Source organism: Pseudorhizobium marinum (assembly GCF_000705355.1).
Taxonomy (GTDB): Bacteria; Pseudomonadota; Alphaproteobacteria; order Rhizobiales; family Rhizobiaceae; genus Neorhizobium; species Neorhizobium pelagicum.
In genome coordinates this window covers 1-18,598 of record NZ_JMQK01000030.1, presented here as the reverse complement: position 1 = coordinate 18,598, position 18,598 = coordinate 1, and the positions used below count along the sequence as shown (strand labels likewise).

General features: G+C 64.2%; 18 protein-coding genes. 11 read left to right on the top strand and 7 right to left on the bottom strand.

Translation table 11 applies throughout. The features are described 5' to 3' along the window. Positions 1-22 precede the first annotated feature (22 nt). On the top strand, positions 23-1,093 hold the full coding sequence (locus EO99_RS0123385; RefSeq protein WP_029620983.1) for a DUF2218 domain-containing protein: 1,071 nt from the start codon (positions 23-25) through the stop codon (positions 1,091-1,093). A 130-nt stretch (positions 1,094-1,223) separates the two neighbouring features. Here EO99_RS0123385 and EO99_RS0123380 read toward each other — a convergent pair whose 3' ends face one another. The 5 genes from EO99_RS0123380 to EO99_RS0123360 all read right to left on the bottom strand — a co-directional run bounded on the left by EO99_RS0123380 (position 1,224) and on the right by EO99_RS0123360 (position 5,994). Further along, entirely contained in the window at positions 1,224-2,510 is a 1,287-nt protein-coding gene (locus tag EO99_RS0123380; protein WP_029620982.1) for a TRAP transporter large permease, read from the bottom strand. Further along, positions 2,507-2,998, bottom strand: coding sequence for a TRAP transporter small permease (locus tag EO99_RS0123375; RefSeq protein WP_051680045.1), 492 nt, complete (start codon positions 2,996-2,998; stop codon positions 2,507-2,509). Before EO99_RS0123375 ends, EO99_RS0123380 begins: the two co-directional genes overlap by 4 nt. A gap of 82 nt (positions 2,999-3,080) precedes the next feature. Beyond that, the gene (locus EO99_RS0123370; protein ID WP_037112815.1) at positions 3,081-4,061 is read right to left on the bottom strand and encodes a C4-dicarboxylate TRAP transporter substrate-binding protein; all 981 of its coding nucleotides are present in this window, start codon (positions 4,059-4,061) and stop codon (positions 3,081-3,083) included. A gap of 32 nt (positions 4,062-4,093) precedes the next feature. Further along, entirely contained in the window at positions 4,094-5,272 is a 1,179-nt protein-coding gene (locus EO99_RS0123365) for an AGE family epimerase/isomerase (RefSeq protein ID WP_162179338.1), read from the bottom strand. After that, positions 5,272-5,994, bottom strand: a complete 723-nt coding sequence (locus EO99_RS0123360; protein ID WP_235776916.1) for a GntR family transcriptional regulator — start codon at positions 5,992-5,994, stop codon at positions 5,272-5,274. The genes EO99_RS0123365 and EO99_RS0123360 overlap by 1 nt, the downstream gene beginning before the upstream one ends. Positions 5,995-6,104: 110 nt before the next feature. Between EO99_RS0123360 and uxuA the strand changes: the two genes are divergently transcribed. Then, positions 6,105-7,319, top strand: coding sequence for a mannonate dehydratase (uxuA, locus tag EO99_RS0123355; protein WP_029620977.1), 1,215 nt, complete (start codon positions 6,105-6,107; stop codon positions 7,317-7,319). A gap of 12 nt (positions 7,320-7,331) precedes the next feature. Here the strand turns inward: uxuA and hutC are convergent, their stop codons facing one another. Both hutC and EO99_RS0123345 read right to left on the bottom strand, forming a co-directional pair. Then, positions 7,332-8,057, bottom strand: a complete 726-nt coding sequence (gene hutC / locus EO99_RS0123350) for a histidine utilization repressor (protein WP_235776915.1) — start codon at positions 8,055-8,057, stop codon at positions 7,332-7,334. Positions 8,058-8,147: 90 nt separating this feature from the next. After that, positions 8,148-9,494: a formimidoylglutamate deiminase gene (locus EO99_RS0123345; protein WP_029620975.1), complete on the bottom strand. Its 1,347-nt coding sequence runs from the start codon at positions 9,492-9,494 to the stop codon at positions 8,148-8,150. 112 nt (positions 9,495-9,606) lie between these two features. Here EO99_RS0123345 and hutI point away from each other — a divergent pair, with 112 nt between their 5' ends. The 9 genes from hutI (at position 9,607) to EO99_RS28535 (ending at position 18,367) form a co-directional block, all read left to right on the top strand. Beyond that, positions 9,607-10,830, top strand: coding sequence for an imidazolonepropionase (hutI, locus tag EO99_RS0123340; RefSeq protein WP_029620974.1), 1,224 nt, complete (start codon positions 9,607-9,609; stop codon positions 10,828-10,830). Continuing rightward, a complete protein-coding gene (hutH, locus tag EO99_RS0123335; protein ID WP_029620973.1) occupies positions 10,827-12,368 on the top strand; it encodes a histidine ammonia-lyase in 1,542 nt (513 codons plus the stop codon). The genes hutI and hutH overlap by 4 nt, the downstream gene beginning before the upstream one ends. Continuing rightward, positions 12,365-13,174 carry an N-formylglutamate deformylase gene (hutG, locus tag EO99_RS0123330; protein ID WP_029620972.1) on the top strand — a complete coding sequence of 270 codons (810 nt, stop codon included), beginning with the start codon at positions 12,365-12,367 and terminating at the stop codon, positions 13,172-13,174. Before hutH ends, hutG begins: the two co-directional genes overlap by 4 nt. Before the next feature lie 2 nt (positions 13,175-13,176). Then, the gene (gene hutU, locus EO99_RS0123325) at positions 13,177-14,862 is read left to right on the top strand and encodes a urocanate hydratase (protein ID WP_029620971.1); all 1,686 of its coding nucleotides are present in this window, start codon (positions 13,177-13,179) and stop codon (positions 14,860-14,862) included. Positions 14,863-14,864: 2 nt separating this feature from the next. Next, positions 14,865-15,455 (top strand): HutD/Ves family protein, encoded by a 591-nt coding sequence (locus EO99_RS0123320; protein WP_051680044.1) that lies wholly within the window; start codon positions 14,865-14,867, stop codon positions 15,453-15,455. 74 nt (positions 15,456-15,529) lie between these two features. Then, entirely contained in the window at positions 15,530-16,474 is a 945-nt protein-coding gene (locus tag EO99_RS0123315) for an ABC transporter substrate-binding protein (protein ID WP_029620969.1), read from the top strand. A gap of 51 nt (positions 16,475-16,525) precedes the next feature. Then, a complete protein-coding gene (locus EO99_RS0123310) occupies positions 16,526-17,299 on the top strand; it encodes an ABC transporter permease (RefSeq protein WP_029620968.1) in 774 nt (257 codons plus the stop codon). Then, a complete protein-coding gene (locus EO99_RS0123305) occupies positions 17,296-18,081 on the top strand; it encodes an ABC transporter ATP-binding protein (protein WP_029620967.1) in 786 nt (261 codons plus the stop codon). Before EO99_RS0123310 ends, EO99_RS0123305 begins: the two co-directional genes overlap by 4 nt. A gap of 160 nt (positions 18,082-18,241) precedes the next feature. Next, on the top strand, positions 18,242-18,367 hold the full coding sequence (locus EO99_RS28535) for a hypothetical protein (protein ID WP_268871322.1): 126 nt from the start codon (positions 18,242-18,244) through the stop codon (positions 18,365-18,367). Positions 18,368-18,598: the final 231 nt, after the last annotated feature.

Here is an 18,598-nt window from a genome sequence, read left to right as displayed (position 1 = left end):
GTTTCCAGAAGGATGACCGCCCATGAACGCAGCCCAGCAATTCACGCTCTCCGGCACGGCTCTCCCGAAGGACGCCGCAAACATGCTCGACGAGATCTGCGAGCATTTCGTCGAGCATTCCGAGGTGCACCGGACGGGCAACCGGGTGGTGCTGAAAAGCGATACCGGCACGGCGGGCATTCACGAGCACGACGGCAGGCTGCTGATCGAGCTTTCCTGCCCGACCGAAGAGACGCTCAATGTCAGCCGCAATGTCATCGCCGAGCATTTGTTCTACTTCAGCGGCGATGATCCGCTGGAGCTGACCTGGTCGAAGCCTGCGCCGCTCGGGCAGCTGCCGAACATCCACGAGGTGACCGTCGTTTCCGCCGAGGACGTGACGCCGCGCATGCGCCGCGTGACCTTCGCCTGCAACGATCTCTCGCCGTTCCTGGACGGCGACATGCATGTGCGTCTGCTTGTTCCACCGAAGGATCGCACGCCGGTCTGGCCGGGGCTTCGCGACGACGGCCGCGTCAAATGGCCGGAGGGCGAGGACGAAATCCTGGTGCGGATCTACACCATCCGCGGTGTCGATGTCGCCCGCGGGCAGCTCTGGATCGACTTCGTGCAGCATCCGGAGCCCGGCGTTGTCACACCCGGCGCCGACTTTGCCCGGGATGCACAGCCGGGCGAGAGAGTGGCGCTTCTGGGACCCGGCGGCGGCGAGCTGCCGGCGGCGACCTCGCTGCTGCTGGCCGGCGACGAGAGCGCACTGCCGGCGATCGCCCGCATTGCCGCCGAGATGCCCGCCGGCACCCGGATGAAGGCGATCATCGAGGTTCGGGACGCGGCGGAAGAGCAACCGCTTCCCACGGCCGGCTCGCTCGAGGTGCAATGGCTGCACCGGACGAGCTATCCTGCCGGCGCCGAGCAGGTGCTGGCAGACGCGATCAAGACCGCGGTCTTGTCCCTCGACGAGGAGGCCTATGTCTGGGTGGCCTGCGAGAAGGCGGACGTCCGTGCCATCCGCAGCTTCCTGAAGAGCCGCGGCCACAGCCGGAAGCGGATGTATGCGGCCTGGTACTGGGAGCGTGGCGTCTCCGCCGATTGAGACGGCCGATAGCGCGATTTTCCGATCTGGGACCGTGAGGCGGTCGTCTCCCAAGACGATCGCCTCAGATCATCAAGCCGGCGGGGCACGACGGGAGTTTACCCCTCACCCTGCCGGCCACCCCATGGGGCTACATCAGCCAGTCCGGCAGGAACAGAACAAGCTGCGGGAACAGGATCATCACGACGACGAGCAGGAGAACGGCTCCCGCAAGCGGGATCATCTCGACGGTATATTCCTTGTAGGAGCAACGCAGGATCCCGCAGACCGTGAACATGGAGACGCCGACCGGCGGGGTCATGCCGCCAAAGGTCACGAGCGTCATCATGATCAGGCCGAAATGCACCGGATCGATCCCGGCGGCCATGATGACCGGCACCAGAATGGGCGTCAGAAGCATGACGAGCACCGTTGCTTCGACGAGCATTCCGAGCGCCAGAAGAAAACCGCTGATGACGAAGAGGAGCACAGTCGGATCGGTGATCGTGGTCAGCGAGAACTCGGCAATGCTCTGCGGGACCCGCTCGAAGGTGATGACGTAGCCGAAGGCGCCGGAGAAGAGGATGATCAGCATGATCATGCCGATGTCGCGCACACTGCGGACCAGGGCGTCGATCAGGGCACGAATGGTAAGCTCCCGGTAGATCACGAAGCCGATGAACAGCGCGTAGGCGACCGCGAAGGCGCCGGCCTCGGACGGCGTGAAAAAGCCGAAGCGGATGCCGACCAGCAGCCAGACAGGGAAGAGGACCGCCCAGAAGCTCCGCTTGAAATCCCTCCAGACCTCGCGCAGCGTCGGCGGCCGGTCGTTCTCGGGCTGATAACCGCGGCGGGCGGAAATCCACCAGGTTGCCGCCATGAGCAGCACCGTCAGGAGCACGCCCGGCACGATGCCGGCAATGAACAGGCGTCCGATCGAGACTTCGCCGAGATAGCCGTAGAGGATGAGACCGAGGCTTGGCGGAAGGGTGGCGGTGATCAGGCCGCCGATGGCAAGCACCGCTGCGGTGAAACCGCGATGATAGCCCTTGGCCACCATCGGCTCCCCGAGAATCCGGGCCTGCATCGCCGCATCGGCCACGGCAGAACCGGAAACGCCCCCCATCAGGGCGCTGAGGATCAGGGTGCTCTGCGCCAGCCCGCCCCGCATCCAGCCGGCAAGCGTCGTCGCCAGCGACACCAGCCGGGGGGTAATCCCCGAGCTGTTCATCAGATTGCCGAGGAGGATGAACAAGGGCACCGAAAGGAGAGGAAACGACTGGCTTGAAGCCACGATGCGCTGCACCGCAGTGTTGTCGGGCAAAAAGACGGAAGGCAGCAGGAAGTAGGCGGAGCCGGCGATCCCGATGGCGAATGCGACAGGCATCCCCAGAGCGATGAAGGCGAGTGCGCCAATCAGAACAAAAGTCGAGATCACAGAGGATACTCCTCGGGTGCATCGGGATCAAAAAGTCCCAGCCAGCCCTTTTCAACAATGCGACGAAGCGTGGAGATGATCATCAGCGACGCCCCGACCGGCAAGGCCAGGGTGACGACGCCGTAGCTGAGACCGGAACCGCCAAGCTCGCGCGACCAGTTGCCTACAGCCAGGTGGAACCCGTGCCAGGCGACCCAGGCCAGAAAGATCAGGATCAGCACGCCGGAGAAAATCGAAAGCGCCTTCCGACCCCTGGCCGATGCCATGTCGAACATGGCCGAAACCCGGATATGCTCTCCCTGCCGCATGCAGAGATCCGCCCCGAACATGCACGTCCAGATCAGGAACAGCTGGGCGAACTGCGGCGCCGAAGTCAGCGGCAGGCCGATACTGCGGCCGACGGCCGCGACGAGTACTGCGACAACTGTTGCTGTCAGAAAGACCAGGGTGACGAGAAGCTCGACCCTGTCGTACAGACGCCACATCATTTCCCATTCCCTTGCATCTACAAAAGACAGATTTCCGCAGGCGCGCGTTTTCGGCGCGCCTGCAGATTTGGACAGAGGCCGATTATTCGCCCTTCGGCAGGTAAGGCTCCAGTGCCTTGCGCGCCTCGACAAGCCCGACCTCTTCGTAGACCTTGGCCGTGGCTTCGCGGAACGGCGCCAGATCGACCTCGTTGAACGTCACGCCGGCCGCTTCCATCATCGCCTGAACCTCAGCGAGCTTATCGGCGGTCATGCGGGTGGCTTCTTCACCGGCCGACTTCAGCTCTTCGCTGATGATGGTGCGGATGTCCTCCGGAAGAGAGGCCCACCACTGTTCGGAGGTTGCCAGACCCGTGAACAGCTGGATGTGGTTGGTGAGGGCGACATTGGTCGTGACCTCATGCAGCTTGATGCCGGCGGCACCCGTCAACTGCGCCTCGGCACCATCGATGGCGCCGAGCTGCAGCGCGGAATAGACCTCGGACCATGCCATGGGGGCCGCGGTTGCGCCCATCGCCGACACGGTCGCGATCCAGCTCGGCGCGTCGATGGTGCGAACGCGAACGCCGTTCAGATCCGCCGGCTTTTCGATCAGCTTCTTGGTGAACATCTGACGGGTTCCCTGGAACCAGTTGTAGTTCAGGAGCCGCAGTCCGGCGTCATCGGCAAGGGTCTCGACCCATTCCTGGTACACCGGGGATTCGGTGATCGAAGCGTACTGCGTGTAATCGTCGACGAGGTAAGGCGCGGCGAGAATGCCGAGTTCCGCCATGAAGGGTGCCAGACGGCCGGCATCGACGAGAACGGCGATCGGTGCGCCGCTGCGGATCTGTTCCAGAACGTCGTTGTCCTCGCCCAGCTGCGAGCTGGGGTAGATGGTGACTTCGACACGCCCTTCGGAGCGCTCTTCAATGCGCTTTTCGGCGCCCTGCATGGCGATGACGAGCGGATCCGTCACCGGCTGCGACGTCGAAAGGCTGAACTGGAATTCCTGCGCAAGCACAGGTCCGGATAGCAGGGTGACGGCGCCAGCGAGTACTGTGGTGCGTTTCAGAAAGTTCATCATGTGGTTTCCTCCCTTGAATGATGAAGACGTTAGTCGGCTTGGTGATAGTCAATGACCCAGACGCCTGCGCGGGCGCCTTCGGTCACGAAAAGCAAGACGTGGTAGATCAGGCGACTGAGCGCGTCGTCCCAGAGGACGCTGCCGGCCCCGTCGAGCTGGTTGACCCAGCGGAGACCTGTCGGATTGAAGTAGAAGGAGAAGATCAGCCTCTCCAGCTCCCTGGCGCGATCGGCGGCACCCTCGCGCCCCTGCAGATGGTGCAGGCAGGCGAGCTTTCCGGCCTCCGTCAGCGGCCACAGCAGGTGGGTGGCCTCGGTTACCCTGCCTCCGGCGTCCACCGCGTCGAAGGGGGCGCCATCGAGAGCGTCTTGCGACTGCCGCACCCCGTGGCTGTCGGCGAAGGCAGCCATCCGGTCGGCAAGCGGCTTGACCTTACCGTCACCGCCCAGCTCGACAAAGCGCTCCAGCAACCATGCCCATTCATACTGGTGACCCGGCTCCCGCCGCTCACCCTCGGCGCCTTGAAGCGGCGAAAGATCGTAAGCCACGAATTCCCGGACGGCACCTGTCGACGGGTCGATGAAATAGCGCTCGGCCAAGGCGACGTAGGCCGTCGCCCGCTGCAGCCACTGGCTTTCGCCTGTCAGCTCGTAAGCCTGCAGGAGCGCCTCGAGCATATGCATCTGAGGGTTCTGAGCCCGCCGGTCGCCGACGCGCGCGCCCCGGCCGGCCATGACATCATCTTCGTAGAGCGCACCGGTCGCCGGCTCCACCAGGGTCTCGATGAAACTCCATAGCTCGGTGATCGCATCATCGCCGACCAGCGCCGGATCCGCCTTGCGGAGCGTCACGAGCGCCAGAAGCGCAAAGGACTGGTCGTAGGCGCGGCAGACGGCTCCCTTGGTATCGGTCCCCAGGTCCCCGTTCGGCTCGACCGAGTATCTGTACCCGCCATGGGGCAGGCGCAGGTGGGCGGCCATGAAGGCGTGGATGTCACGCGCCGCAACCAGCAGGGCCTCATTGCCGGTAACGAGGTAGAGATGCGCCAGCGAGAAGAGTGTTCTCGCCTGGACGAGCGTCGTCTTGGGCTCGCCGTGGACCGGTCGGCCGTTTCCGTCCAGCCGCTCGACCACGCCGCCGAACTGCCGATCCTGCGCCAGGTCGATCCATGCGGGGACGAAGTCGAGAGCGAATTTCCGTGCCGACATCATTGTTCCGCGCCCTCCTCGACCTCGAAGAAGTGCGGCAAGGCCTTGGCCATGACCGGCAGGTCGTCGAGGATCTGACGCAGATGGCCGCGCATGGCGGCTTCCGCCGCATCCGGATCGCCGGCGCGTATGGCTTCCACCACCTGGGAATGCTGCGCGATCAGCTGGTCGTGGGGGAAATGGCGCGCATTCAGGTAGCGCATCCTGTCCATCTGGGTTTTCAGCGGCTGGATGATCTGCCAGCCCTTCGCCTGCCCGGCAGCTTCCGCCAGTCGCTTGTGGAACTGTTCATCCAGCGCCAGGAAGGCCTGTGGCTCGGCGCCATCCATGACGCGCTCCTGCTCCTGCAAAAGCGTGTCGAGCTCGCTCAGGAGCTGCGGCGTCGGCCGGCTCGCCACCAGGCGAACGATGTCGGCCTCGACCGCTTCGCGCACGAAGCGGGCTGACATCACCGCATCGACGCGGATGCGGCTGACGAATGTGCCACGCTGCGGGCGGATCTCCAGCAGGGATTCCTCCGCCAGCTTGATGAAGGCTTCCCGCACCGGCTGCCGGCTGACGCCGAACAGGCCAGCGACATCGACTTCCGAGAGACGCGAGCCCGGAGGCAGCTCCCCGCGCAGGATCCATTCGCGCACCACAAACCACAGCTGCGGGCCGACGGCTGCGTCGAACGCGACCTTCGGCGGCACCGGGAACATGGTTGCAACGCGGGAATTCATCAGATCCTCCAATCCTCGACGGGACAATGGAGAGAACTGCCATACTAGTCAACCCATAAGTTTGATGCTAGGAACCCGCTGCAAAAGGTAGCGAAGCGGGAGGAAGATACGTGCGGCAGACATGGCGTTGGTTCGGCCCGATGGATCGTGTTTCCATCGATGACATGATGCAGGCAGGCGTGGAGGGTGTGGTCTCCGCCTTGCATCATGTGCCCACCGGAGCGACCTGGACCGCCGAGGAAATTGCAAAGCGGCAAGCAGAGATTTCCCGGATGAAGGACGGCTCCGCCTCGGGGCTTGCCTGGGACGTGGTCGAAAGCATTCCCGTCTCGGAGGACATCAAACGCCAGACCGGGGAGTGGAAAGACCACATCGCGGCGTGGAAAACGTCCCTGCAGAACCTGCAGGCCGCCGGCATCACGACCGTCTGCTACAACTTCATGCCGGTGCTCGACTGGACCCGCACCGACCTTGCCCACCGACGGCCCAACGGCGCCACCTGCATGCGGTTCGACCTGATCGATTTTGCGGCCTTCGACATCCACATCCTGAAGCGGCCGGGGGCGGCGGAGAGCTTTCCGGAAGAGGTCGTCGAGGCCGCACGGAAGCGATTCGCGACCCTGTCCGAGGACGATCGGGAGCAACTGGCGCGAAACGTGGTGTTCGGCCTTCCGGGCGCCGCCGAGAGCTTTTCGCTGGACGACGTGCGCGATCACCTGGCAGCCTACGCGGGCCTCGACGAGGAGCGCCTTCGGAGCCATCTGATCGATTTTCTGTCCGAGGTCGCCCCGGTCGCCGAGGATCTCGGCATGCGGCTCTGCTGCCATCCGGACGACCCACCGTTCCCCCTGCTCGGACTTCCCCGCGTGATGTCGACGGAAGCGCACTACCGGCGGGTTCTGGACGCAGTTGCGCTTCCCGCCAACGGCGTGACCCTGTGTTCCGGCTCGCTGGGGGCCCGCCCAGACAACGACCTTCCGGGGATGATGGAGCGCCTCGGCGACCGGGTGCATTTCCTGCACCTTCGCAACGTCACCCGCGAAAGCGAGGATGTCATGGGAAGCTTCTACGAAGCCGAGCACCTGGGTGGCGGAACCGACATGGTGGCACTGATCGCTGCCGCCCTGCGGGAAGAGGACAAGCGCCGCAAGGCCGGACGCTCCGACGTCTCCATCCCCTTCCGGCCGGACCACGGCCAGGACATCCTCGACGACCTCGGCCGCTCGGCCCAGCCCGGCTATCCGGCCATCGGCAGGCTGAAAGGGCTGGCCGAGCTTCGCGGTATCGCCGTGGCGCTCTCCCATCCGACAGCGGGGCTGAAATAGCAGCCACGGCTGCTATGATGCCGGGGCGAACCTTGCGACGAGCGAATGGCTGTCACCGGGATAGGTGAGTCGGACATAGGTCAGGGGACCCGAGCCGCTCCAGGTCCGGCGTTCGATGAGGAGACAGGGGCTCCCTTTGGGAATGTCGAGCATCGCAGCCATTTCGGCAGATGCGGCAACCGCTCGGATGCGGTGTTCGGCGGTGCTCCAGGGCACCTCGCCGAGCAACCATTGTCCCGGCGAAACCCTGTCGAAATCCGCCTCCGCCGCGTCGGGGACATTGGTCAGGTTGATCAGGCGTTCCTCGACGCAGAACTGTCGTTCACCTGCAAAGTGGATGCAGACGATGTCCAGGACGTCCGTTGGGGCGCTCACATCGAAGACCTGCAGGTCGCCACCGGCGGCCGGCCGTATCGCCCGATGCTTTACCGCGAAAGAATAGGGCAGGTTCAGGGACCGGACTTCGGCTTCGATGTCGGTGATCTCCAGCACCGCGGACTGCGCCTGGGGCCGCGCCACGAAGCTGCCTGACTTCTTTCGCCGCTTGATCAGGCCGGATTTGGCCAGCTGCGTCATCACCTTGTTCACGGTCATGCGCGAGCAATTGTATTGAGCGGCCAATTCGACCTCGAAGGGAAGACGATGGCCAGGCGGCCATTCACCGGAGACGATCTTGCCTTCTACGTCGCTCAGTATGCGCTGGTGCAGGGTCAGGTTAGGGGAGATTACCGCCGTCACGTATGGGTGCTTTCAATCAACGATTGTCCGGTTTAGCACAGCAGGAGCCGGCACAGGATAGGAATTGTGAACTGCCTCCGGCGACCCTTTCTACGCCCGCAGGAGATCCGCCATGGTCTTTCGGAACCGTGCTTCGACGGCATCCCGCCGGATGTGGCGTCCTCCCGAGACCTGCTTGCGACCACGTGCCCAGACCGCTTCGACGGAGACGCCGCCCGCAAAGATCCAGTGGTCGAGCAGCCGGTCCTCCTGGAGGTAGGGAACGGCGCCTGCATCGAGCGCCACGATATCCGCGTCGCCGCCGACGTGGAGACCCGCGTTCGACTGCAGTGCGGCACCGCCGCCGAGGTGCGCCGTTTCAAACAGCTTTCTCCCGGTGGAGCCGCCGGCGTTCGCGATGACGTTTCGGCTGCGACGGGTCAGGCGCTGCGAGTACTCCAGGGTTCGAAGCTCTTCCGGCACCGACACAAGAACATTCGAGTCCGATCCGACGCCATAGCGTCCTCCCTCCGCCAGGAACAGCGGGGCATTGAAGACACCGTCACCAAGGTTGGCTTCCGTGACGGGGCAGAGGCCCGCCACGGCGCCGCTTCCTGCCATGCGACGCGTTTCCTCGTCAGACATGTGCGTTGCATGGATCAGGCACCAGCGATCATCCACCGGCATCCTGTCGAGCAGCCATTCCACCGGCCGCGCACCCGACCAGGCGAGACAATCCTCGACCTCCTTCACCTGCTCGGCCACGTGAATATGGATCGGCCCGCCACCCGCAAGTGGAATCAGCTCAACCAGTTCCTGCTCCGTCACGGCCCTGAGACTGTGAGGCGCGATGCCAAGCACGGCACCCGGAAGGGAGCCGACGACCTTCGCACAGCCTTCCATCAGCCGGTTGAAGCTCTCCAGCGAATGGATGAAACGGCGCTGCCCTTCGACGGGCGGCTGTCCGCCGAAGCCGGAATGGGCATAGAAGACGGGAAGAAGCGTGAGCCCGATACCTGTCTCAGCCGAGGCCGCGCCGATGCGCGCCGCCATCTCCGCAATGTCGCTGTAATGGCTTCCATCCTCCTGGTGGTGGAGATAGTGGAACTCGCCGACACGGGCAAAGCCTGCCTCGAGCATTTCGATGTAGAGCTGCGAAGCCACGGCTTCGACATGGTCTGGCGTCATCGTCAGGGCGAAGCGATACATGATGGTCCGCCAGCTCCAGAAGCTGTCGTCCCCCGGGCCGCGAACTTCCGCCAGCCCCGCCATGGCGCGCTGAAAGGCGTGGCTGTGCAGGTTGGCGAGCGCGGGAACCACGACGGTCTGGCGGTCGTCTTCGGGCTGAGGCTCGACACCAGGCTGCACATCCGCGATCCTGCCATCGACGATCCGAAAGCGAACATCGGACTTCCATCCCTCGGGAAGAAGTGCAGACCTGGCATGAATTGTGGTCATCGGGTCCATCTACAGCTCCATTCGTCCACCGGCGTTCTCTCTCGAAAAACCGGAGCTTGTCAAAGAGACTTCTATGTATATACATTAATGTCCGGAAGAGGAAGATCGACAGATGGACGGACAACGCAGCCTTTGGACCAATGCACGCATCGCCACGCTCGACCCAGGACTTTCGGGGCTCGGCATCATCGATCGCGGCGCAATCCTGGTGGAGGCCGGGCGCATCCTGTGGGTCGGGGACGTCAGCGAGATCTCGGAGACAGCGGAGGGCGCTATCGTCCACGACCTCCAGGGACGGTGGGTCACGCCGGGGCTGATCGACTGCCATACCCACATCGTCTTCGGCGGCGACCGGGCGATGGAGTTCGAGATGCGGCTCGAGGGCGCGACCTACGAAGAGGTCGCCCGCGCCGGCGGCGGTATCGTCTCCTCGGTCAAGGCCACCAACGCGCTCTCGGTCGAAGGCTTGGCCGCCGCCGCCCTGCCCCGCCTGGACACGCTCCTCGCGGAGGGTGTTTCCACGATCGAGATCAAGTCGGGCTATGGGCTCTCGATCACCGGGGAACTCAACATGCTGCGGGCGGCCCGTGCGCTGGAGAGGATCCGTCCCATCCGGGTAGTGACTTCGTACTTGGCGGCGCACGCCACGCCTCCTGCCTACAAGGGCCGAAACACCGCCTATATTGCCGAGGTCGTGCTGCCGGGGATGGAGCAGGGCCATGCGGAAGGACTGATCGATGCCGTCGACGGATTCTGTGAGGGCATCGCCTTTTCCGTCGACGAAATGCGTGGCGTCTTCGACAAGGCGAAAACCCTCGGTCTTCCGGTCAAGCTGCATGCGGAACAGCTCTCCGATCTCGGCGGCGCCAGGATGGCGGCCTCCTATGGTGCGCTTTCGGCCGACCACCTCGAATATCTCGATGCCGAAGGTGCCGCTGCCATGGCCAAATCGGGCACCGTGGCGGTCCTTCTGCCGGGCGCCTTCTACGCCATCAACGAGACCCGCAAGCCGCCGGTCCAGGCGCTGCGCGACGCCGGTGTGCCGATCGCCGTCGCGACCGACTGCAATCCCGGCACGTCCCCGCTCACCTCCCTGCTTCTCGCCATGAACATGTCGGCGACCCTCTTCCGGCTGACGGTGGAGGAGTGCCTCGCCGGCACGACCCGCGAGGCCGCGCGGGCTCTCGGCCTGCTTGGCGAGACAGGCACGCTGGAAGCGGGCAAGTCGGCGGACTTTGCCATATGGGACATCGAGCGCCCGGCGGAGCTGGTCTACCGGATGGGCTTCAACCCGCTTCACCAGCGCGTTTTCAAGGGACAAGAGGTCTGCGCATGACGATCATACTTCATCCCGGAAAGGTCTCGCTGGCCGAACTCTCAGAGATCTACTGGAACAATGCCACCGCGTCGCTCGATCGCTCCTTCGATGCCGGCATCGAGAAGAGCGCGCGCCGTATTGCCGAGATCGCCGCGGGCAATGCGCCCGTCTATGGGGTCAATACCGGCTTCGGTAAACTCGCCTCGATCAAGATCGACAGCGCCGACGTGGCGCAGCTGCAGCGAAACCTCATCCTGTCGCACTGCTGCGGGCTGGGCAGCGCGTTATCGGAAAATGTGGTGCGCCTCATCATGGCACTCAAGCTGATTTCGCTCGGCCGCGGTGCCTCGGGCGTTCGCCTGGATTTGGTGCGACTGCTGGAAGGCATGCTGAAAAAAGGCGTCATTCCCGTCATCCCGGAAAAGGGATCGGTCGGCGCGTCCGGTGATCTGGCGCCGCTGGCGCATATGGCGGCGGTGATGATGGGGGAAAGCACGGCGTCCTTCGGCGGCGCACAGATGCCGGCGGCAGACGCGCTGGAGAGGGCCGGCCTCAAGCCGGTCGTGCTCGCCGCCAAGGAAGGGCTGGCGCTGATCAACGGCACGCAGGTGTCCACGGCTCTGGCGCTGGCCGGCCTGTTCCGGGCGCACCGCGCTGCCCAGACGGCATTGGTCACAGGCGCCATGTCGACGGACGCCGCCATGGGGTCTTCGGCTCCCTTCCATCCCGAAATCCACGCCCTGCGCGGCCACAAGGGGCAGATAGATGCGGGAGCGGCGCTTCGACACCTGCTCGAAGGATCGGAGATCCGCGCCAGCCATGTGGACGGCGACGAGCGCGTCCAGGATCCCTACTGCATCCGCTGCCAGCCGCAGGTCGATGGCGCCTGCCTCGACCTGCTGCGCCAGGTCGCCTGCACGCTGCAGATCGAGGCCAATGCCGTGACCGACAACCCGCTGGTCCTGTCAGACGACGAAGTCGTGTCCGGCGGCAATTTCCACGCGGAGCCGGTGGCCTTCGCCGCCGACCAGATCGCGCTGGCCATCTGCGAAATCGGCGCCATCGCCCAGCGCCGTATCGCGCTGCTGGTCGATCCGGCGCTGTCCTATGGACTACCGGCCTTTCTCTCGAAGAAACCCGGTCTCAACTCCGGCCTGATGATAGCAGAGGTCACCTCTGCGGCTCTGATGAGCGAGAACAAGCAGATGTCGCATCCGGCATCGGTGGACTCGACGCCCACCTCCGCCAACCAGGAGGACCATGTTTCGATGGCCTGCCATGGCGCTCGTCGGCTGCTGCCGATGACGGAGAACCTATTCGGCATCCTGGGTATCGAGGCTCTGGCCGCCGTGCAGGGCGTGGAACTGCGCGGTCCGCTGAAATCGAGCCCGGAATTGCAGAAAATCGTGACCCTCCTGCGCGCGTCGGTCCCGGCGCTCGAGGAAGATCGCTACATGGCGGATGATCTTTACGCAGCCAGCCAGTTGGTTGCGTCCGGACGGCTGGTCGATGCTGTAAGGCCTGGTATCCTGCCGGTTCTGGAGGTTCGTTCATGAGTGTCGTCGAGGTCGCAAGAGGCAGTTCGCCGGTCATCCTCGCCTTCCCCCATACCGGCACGGACGTTCCGTCCGATATCCGGGCAAGGCTGAACGACAACGGCCGACTGCTCGCCGATACCGACTGGCATATCCACACGCTCTATGCCGGCCTTCTGGACGACGCCACGACGGTGCGGGCGACCTTCCACCGCTATGTCATCGACGCCAACCGCGACCCGAGCGGCACCAGCCTCTATCCCGGCCAGAACACCACGGGCCTGATCCCGGAAACCGATTTCGACGGCAACGCCATCTGGACCGCGGGCGCCGAGCCGACGGTGGCGGATGTCTCCGCGCGGCTCGAGCGGTTCCATGCGCCCTATCATGCGGCACTCGCCGCGGAGATCGAGCGGGTCAAGGCGATCCATGGACTGGCTGTCCTCTACGACTGCCATTCGATCCGGTCGCAGATCCCCTTCCTGTTCGAGGGTACCCTTCCCGACTTCAACATCGGCACCAATTCCGGCATCTCCTGCGCTCTGGAGTTCGAGCGTGTCACGGCAGAGATCGCCGGTTACGCCGCAGGCTTCACCAGTATCGTCAACGGCCGCTTCAAGGGTGGGTGGACGACGCGGCATTACGGGGCGCCCGTAACCGGCGTGCATGCGATCCAGATGGAACTTGCCCAGTCGACCCACCTGGCAACGGAGACCGTGCCGTTTGCCTACGACGAGGAAAAGGCCGGAAAGCTGCGGGAGCACCTGAAGGCCATTCTCTTGCGGCTGGAAGCGGTCGCCTACGAACTGAAAGCAATGGGGAACTGACCATGACCAATCCGCGTCACAACATCCGTGATGTCCGGGCCCCGCGCGGCTCCGAACTCAACGCCAAGAGCTGGATGACGGAAGCGCCGCTGCGCATGCTGATGAACAATCTCGATCCGGACGTGGCCGAGAACCCGCATGAGCTGGTGGTCTACGGCGGCATTGGGCGGGCGGCACGCACCTGGGACGATTTCGACCGCATCGTCGCGACGCTGAAGACGCTCAACGAAGACGAGACGCTGCTCGTCCAGTCCGGCAAGCCGGTCGGCGTGTTCCGCACGCACAAGGATGCGCCGCGCGTGTTGATCGCCAACTCCAACCTCGTTCCCCACTGGGCGACCTGGGATCATTTCAACGAGCTGGATAAGAAGGGGCTGGCCATGTACGGCCAGATGACGGCCGGTTCGTGGATCTACATCGGCACCCAGGGCATCGTGCAGGGCACCTACGAGACCTTCGTGGAAGCCGGACGCCAGCACTACGGCGGCAGCCTGAAGGGCAAATGGATCCTGACCGGCGGGCTGGGCGGCATGGGCGGCGCGCAACCGCTCGCCGCCGTCATGGCGGGCGCCTGCTGCCTGGCCGTGGAGTGCGACGAGACCCGCATAGATTTTCGCCTGCGCACCCGCTATGTCGACGAGAAGGCGCAGACGCTCGATGAGGCACTGGCCCTGATCGACCGCTGGACGAAGGCCGGCGAGGCGAAGTCCGTCGGTCTGGTCGGCAATGCCGCCGAGATCTTCCCCGAGCTGGTGCGCCGGATGAAGGCCGGTGGCGCGCGCCCGGACATCGTCACCGACCAGACCTCGGCGCATGATCCCCGCAACGGATACCTGCCGATCGGCTGGACCGTCGAAGAAGCCAAGGCCAAGCGCGAGAGCGATCCCAAGAGCGTCGAAACCGCGGCACGCGCTTCCATGAAGGCACATGTGGAAGCCATGGTCGCCTTCTGGGATGCGGGCGTTCCCACCCTCGACTACGGCAACAATATCCGTCAGGTGGCCAAGGACGAGGGCCTGGAGAATGCATTCGCCTTCCCCGGCTTCGTGCCGGCCTACATCCGCCCGCTCTTTTGCCGCGGCATCGGCCCCTTCCGCTGGGCTGCCCTCTCCGGCGACCCGGAGGATATCTACAAGACCGATGCCAAGGTGAAGGAGCTGCTGCCGGACAACACGCATCTGCACAACTGGCTCGACATGGCGCGCGAGCGGATCGCCTTCCAGGGCCTGCCGGCGCGCATCTGCTGGGTGGGTCTCGGCGATCGCCACAAGCTTGGTCTCGCCTTCAACGAGATGGTCCGCACCGGCGAACTTGCGGCCCCCATCGTCATCGGCCGCGACCATCTCGATTCAGGCTCGGTCGCCTCGCCGAACCGCGAGACGGAGGCGATGAAGGATGGCTCGGATGCCGTCTCCGACTGGCCGCTGCTGAACGCCCTGCTCAACACGGCGTCCGGCGCCACATGGGTTTCGCTGCATCACGGCGGCGGCGTCGGCATGGGCTTTTCCCAGCATTCCGGCATGGTCATCTGCTGCGACGGCTCGGAAGATGCCGACCGCCGGCTGGAGCGCGTGCTCTGGAACGACCCGGCCACCGGCGTCATGCGGCACGCCGATGCCGGCTACGAAATTGCCGTCGATTGTGCCACCGAGAAGGGTCTGCGGCTGCCCGGCATTCTGGGTAACTAGCCATGCAGATCCTGCGGGCGGGCGACTACAAGCGGATGCCGTGGAAGAACGGCGGTGGCGAAACGGTGGAGATCGCCGTCTTTCCGCCAGACGCCAGTGTCGACGGCTTCGACTGGCGTATCAGCATGGCCTGGGTGGCGGAGGATGGACCATTCTCCGTCTTTCCCGGCGTGGACCGCACCCTCTCCGTCCTCGAGGGCAATGGCATCGACCTGACCATCGACGGGCGCGAAGCGACGCGCCTGACGCAGCAGTCGGCACCCCTTGCCTTTCCAGCCGATGCACCCACGACGGCCCGACTCGTCGACGGCCCTATTCGCGACCTGAACGTCATGAGCCGGCGCGGCGCCTTTTCGCATGTCGTCGAAGACCGGACCGCCCCGATGCTCGACAGCCATTCGGACCATTGCCGTCTGATCTTCTGCAAGCGCGGCGACCTGCGGGTGTCTTCGGGCGATCAGCATGACACCTTCGGTCCGCAGGATGCTCTGCTCTGCGACAGGGGAGAGGCGATCTCGGTGACGGGGGAAGGCGCGCTTATCGTCGTCACGCTGCATGGGCCGGAGCATATCTTGTCTAGACAAAATAATTGAAGGATGGAAGTATGCCTCTCAAGAGGCAGGCTTCCGAACTGCCCTAATATAAATCAAACAGGGGACCAGCCATCATGAAGACATTCACCATCACCGCCGCCGTCCTGACGGCCCTGCTCGGCTCCACGGCCGCCAGGGCCGAGACATCCGTCGCCATCGGCATGTCCGGATGGACCGGGTTTGCCCCTCTGACGCTGGCCAAGGAAGCCGGCATCTTCGAGAAGAACGGGCTTGACGTGACGATCACCAAGATCCCGCAGGCCAGCCGCCATCTGGCGCTCGCATCCGGCGACATCCAGTGCGCGGCCACCACGGTCGAGACCTGGATCGTCTGGAATGCCAACGGCGTGCCGGCCACACAGATCTTCCAGCTGGACAAGTCGCATGGTGCCGACGGCATGGCGGTGCGCGAGGACATCGCCAGCATTGCCGATCTGAAGGGCAAGACCATTGCCGCCTCCACGCCCGGCACCTCGCCCTACTTCTTCCTGGCCTATATCCTGAAGGAGAACGGGCTTTCGGTGAAGGACGTGAATGTGGTCAACCTCGAGCCCGGCCCGGCAGCCCAGGCCTTCGTGGCCGGACAGAACGATGCGGCCATGAGCTACGAGCCCTATCTCTCGACGGTGCGCGCCGCCCCCGATCAGGGCAAGATCATCGCCACCACGCTGGATTACCCGGCGGTGATGGATACCTTCGGATGCACACCCGAGTTCCTGAAGGACAATCCGGAAGCGGCCAAGGCGCTCGCGACGAGCTATTTCGAAGCGCTCGACATGATCAAGGCGGAGCCGGAAAAGGCCTATGGCATCATGGGCGCCGATGTGAAGCAGTCGGCGGAGGCCTTCGGCCAGTCGGCGAAGTTCCTGGAGTGGCAGGACAAGGCCGCCAACAAGACCTTCTTCGAGGGCGAGTTCATGACCTTCTCGGAGAAGGCGGCTGACCTGCTGATGGAAATTGGCATCATCAAGTCGAAGCCGGACCTGTCGACGATCGTCGATACTTCCTTCATCCAGTAGTCTCACAAACGCCGGCGGAGCTTGCTCTGCCGGCCCAACACCCGGGGCAGCATGCGTCCTCTTGAACCGATCGGCCCGCAGGCGCGCATCCTGCTCGGCATCCTCTTCTTTGTGCTGTTTTTCTCGGGGTGGAGCATTGCGACATTCGGCGGGTTCGTCTCGCCGACCTTCCTCGCCGACCCCATCACCATGCTGAAGGACGGCATCTACCTTCTGACCGAGCAGGGCTTTCTCGAAGACATCGGCATGACCGTCTGGCGGGTGGTCGGCGGCTTCGTCCTGTCGGCGCTCGTCGCCGTGCCGCTTGGCATTGCCATGGGGGCCTACAAGCCGATCGAGGCCCTGCTTGAACCCTTCGTCTCCTTTTCCCGCTACCTGCCCGCCTCGGCCTTCATCCCCCTTCTCATCCTGTGGGCGGGCATCGGCGAACTCCAGAAGCTTCTCGTCATCTTCATCGGATCGGTGTTCCAGATCATCCTGATGGTTTCGGTTTCGGTCTCTGCCACGCGCCGCGATCTCGTGGAGGCCTCCTATACGCTCGGCGCCAGCGATGCGGGCGTCGTCCGGCGGGTTCTCATTCCGGCGAATGCGCCGGATATTGCCGAGACCCTTCGCCTCGTGCTCGGCTGGGCATGGACCTATGTGATCGTCGCCGAGCTCATCGGCGCATCGTCGGGCATCGGCTACATGATCATCAACAGCCAGGCCCTGATGGCCACCGGCCAGATCATCTTCGGCATCATCGTCATCGGCATCATCGGCCTGATCTCCGACTTCGCCTTCAAGACGGTGAACCGTTCCCTGTTTGCCTGGAGACTGGCATGAGCGAACTCATCGTCAAGGGCGTCAGCCGGACCTTTCCCGGCGTTCGCGGTGGTGCGCCCGTGCAGGCACTGCATCCGACCGACCTCGACATCGCCAAGAATGACTTCGTCACGATTCTCGGGCCGTCCGGCTGTGGCAAATCCACCCTGCTGCGCATCATTGCGGGTCTCGACCGGCCGACCACCGGCAGCGTCCTCCTCGAAGGACAGGCCATCACGGGTCCCGGCGCCGACCGCGGCATGGTCTTCCAGTCCTACACGCTCTTTCCCTGGCTGACGGTTCGGGAGAATGTCGGATTCGGATTGCGGGAGCGCGGCATCGCAGCCAAGGAAACCGCCGAGATCGTTGACAGCTATCTGGACAAGGTGGGGCTGCGCGGCTTTGAAAATCACTGGCCAAAACAGCTCTCCGGCGGAATGCAGCAGCGCACGGCCATCGCCCGCGCCCTGGCCAACGACCCCAAGATCCTGCTTCTCGACGAGCCGTTCGGCGCGCTCGACAATCAGACGCGCGGCCTGATGCAGGAGCTGCTGCTCGGCATCTGGGAGCGGGAGCAGAAGACGGTGGTCTTCGTCACCCATGACATCGAGGAGGCCGTCTTCATGGCGTCGCGCGTGGTGACGATGACGGCGCGCCCCGGACGCATCAAGTCGATCACGCCGGTCGATATCCCGCATCCCCGCCACTATACCGTCAAGGCAAGCCCGGAGTTTTCCGAACTGCGGCTCAAGCTGACGGAGGAGATCCGCGCGGAGGCGATCCAGGCCGCCACCCATAGCTGACACCCTCCTGAAGGCTCACAAAGCTGCGGCCCACCCGGAACTTGTCTTGCCGCGTCCGGATACACGTCATCCCTGACCCGACCCAGGTCCAAGGTCGCGTCGCTTGCTGCATGTATGACAGCCTCCCTCCGTGGACTGCTATCCGCATGGAACCGTTGCAATGGCTTTGGAGGACGTCACCCTGCCGCAGCCTAATGCCGATCCCAGCCGTGGAGACATGCTGCGCACCTCCGGCCTGTTGTTGATGGGAAGCGGCATCGGCAGCCTCGCCCACGTCAGTTTCTAGAGGGTTCCGGGGCGATCGAGCAGTGCCCCCGCCCCTGTGGCGTAGAGCCAGCGACCTCTCCCGACGGCCTGACACACCCTGTTACACTTTCGGCTGCACCTGGCAAAACTCTGCGACAAACATCTTCTAGGTTGCAGATGCCTCAAAGAGAGGCTCGAAACACGAAGCTAAGGAACTAAAAATGCTCAAGATCCCAGTTTTCACAGCCGTCGCCGGAATGCTCCTTCTCGC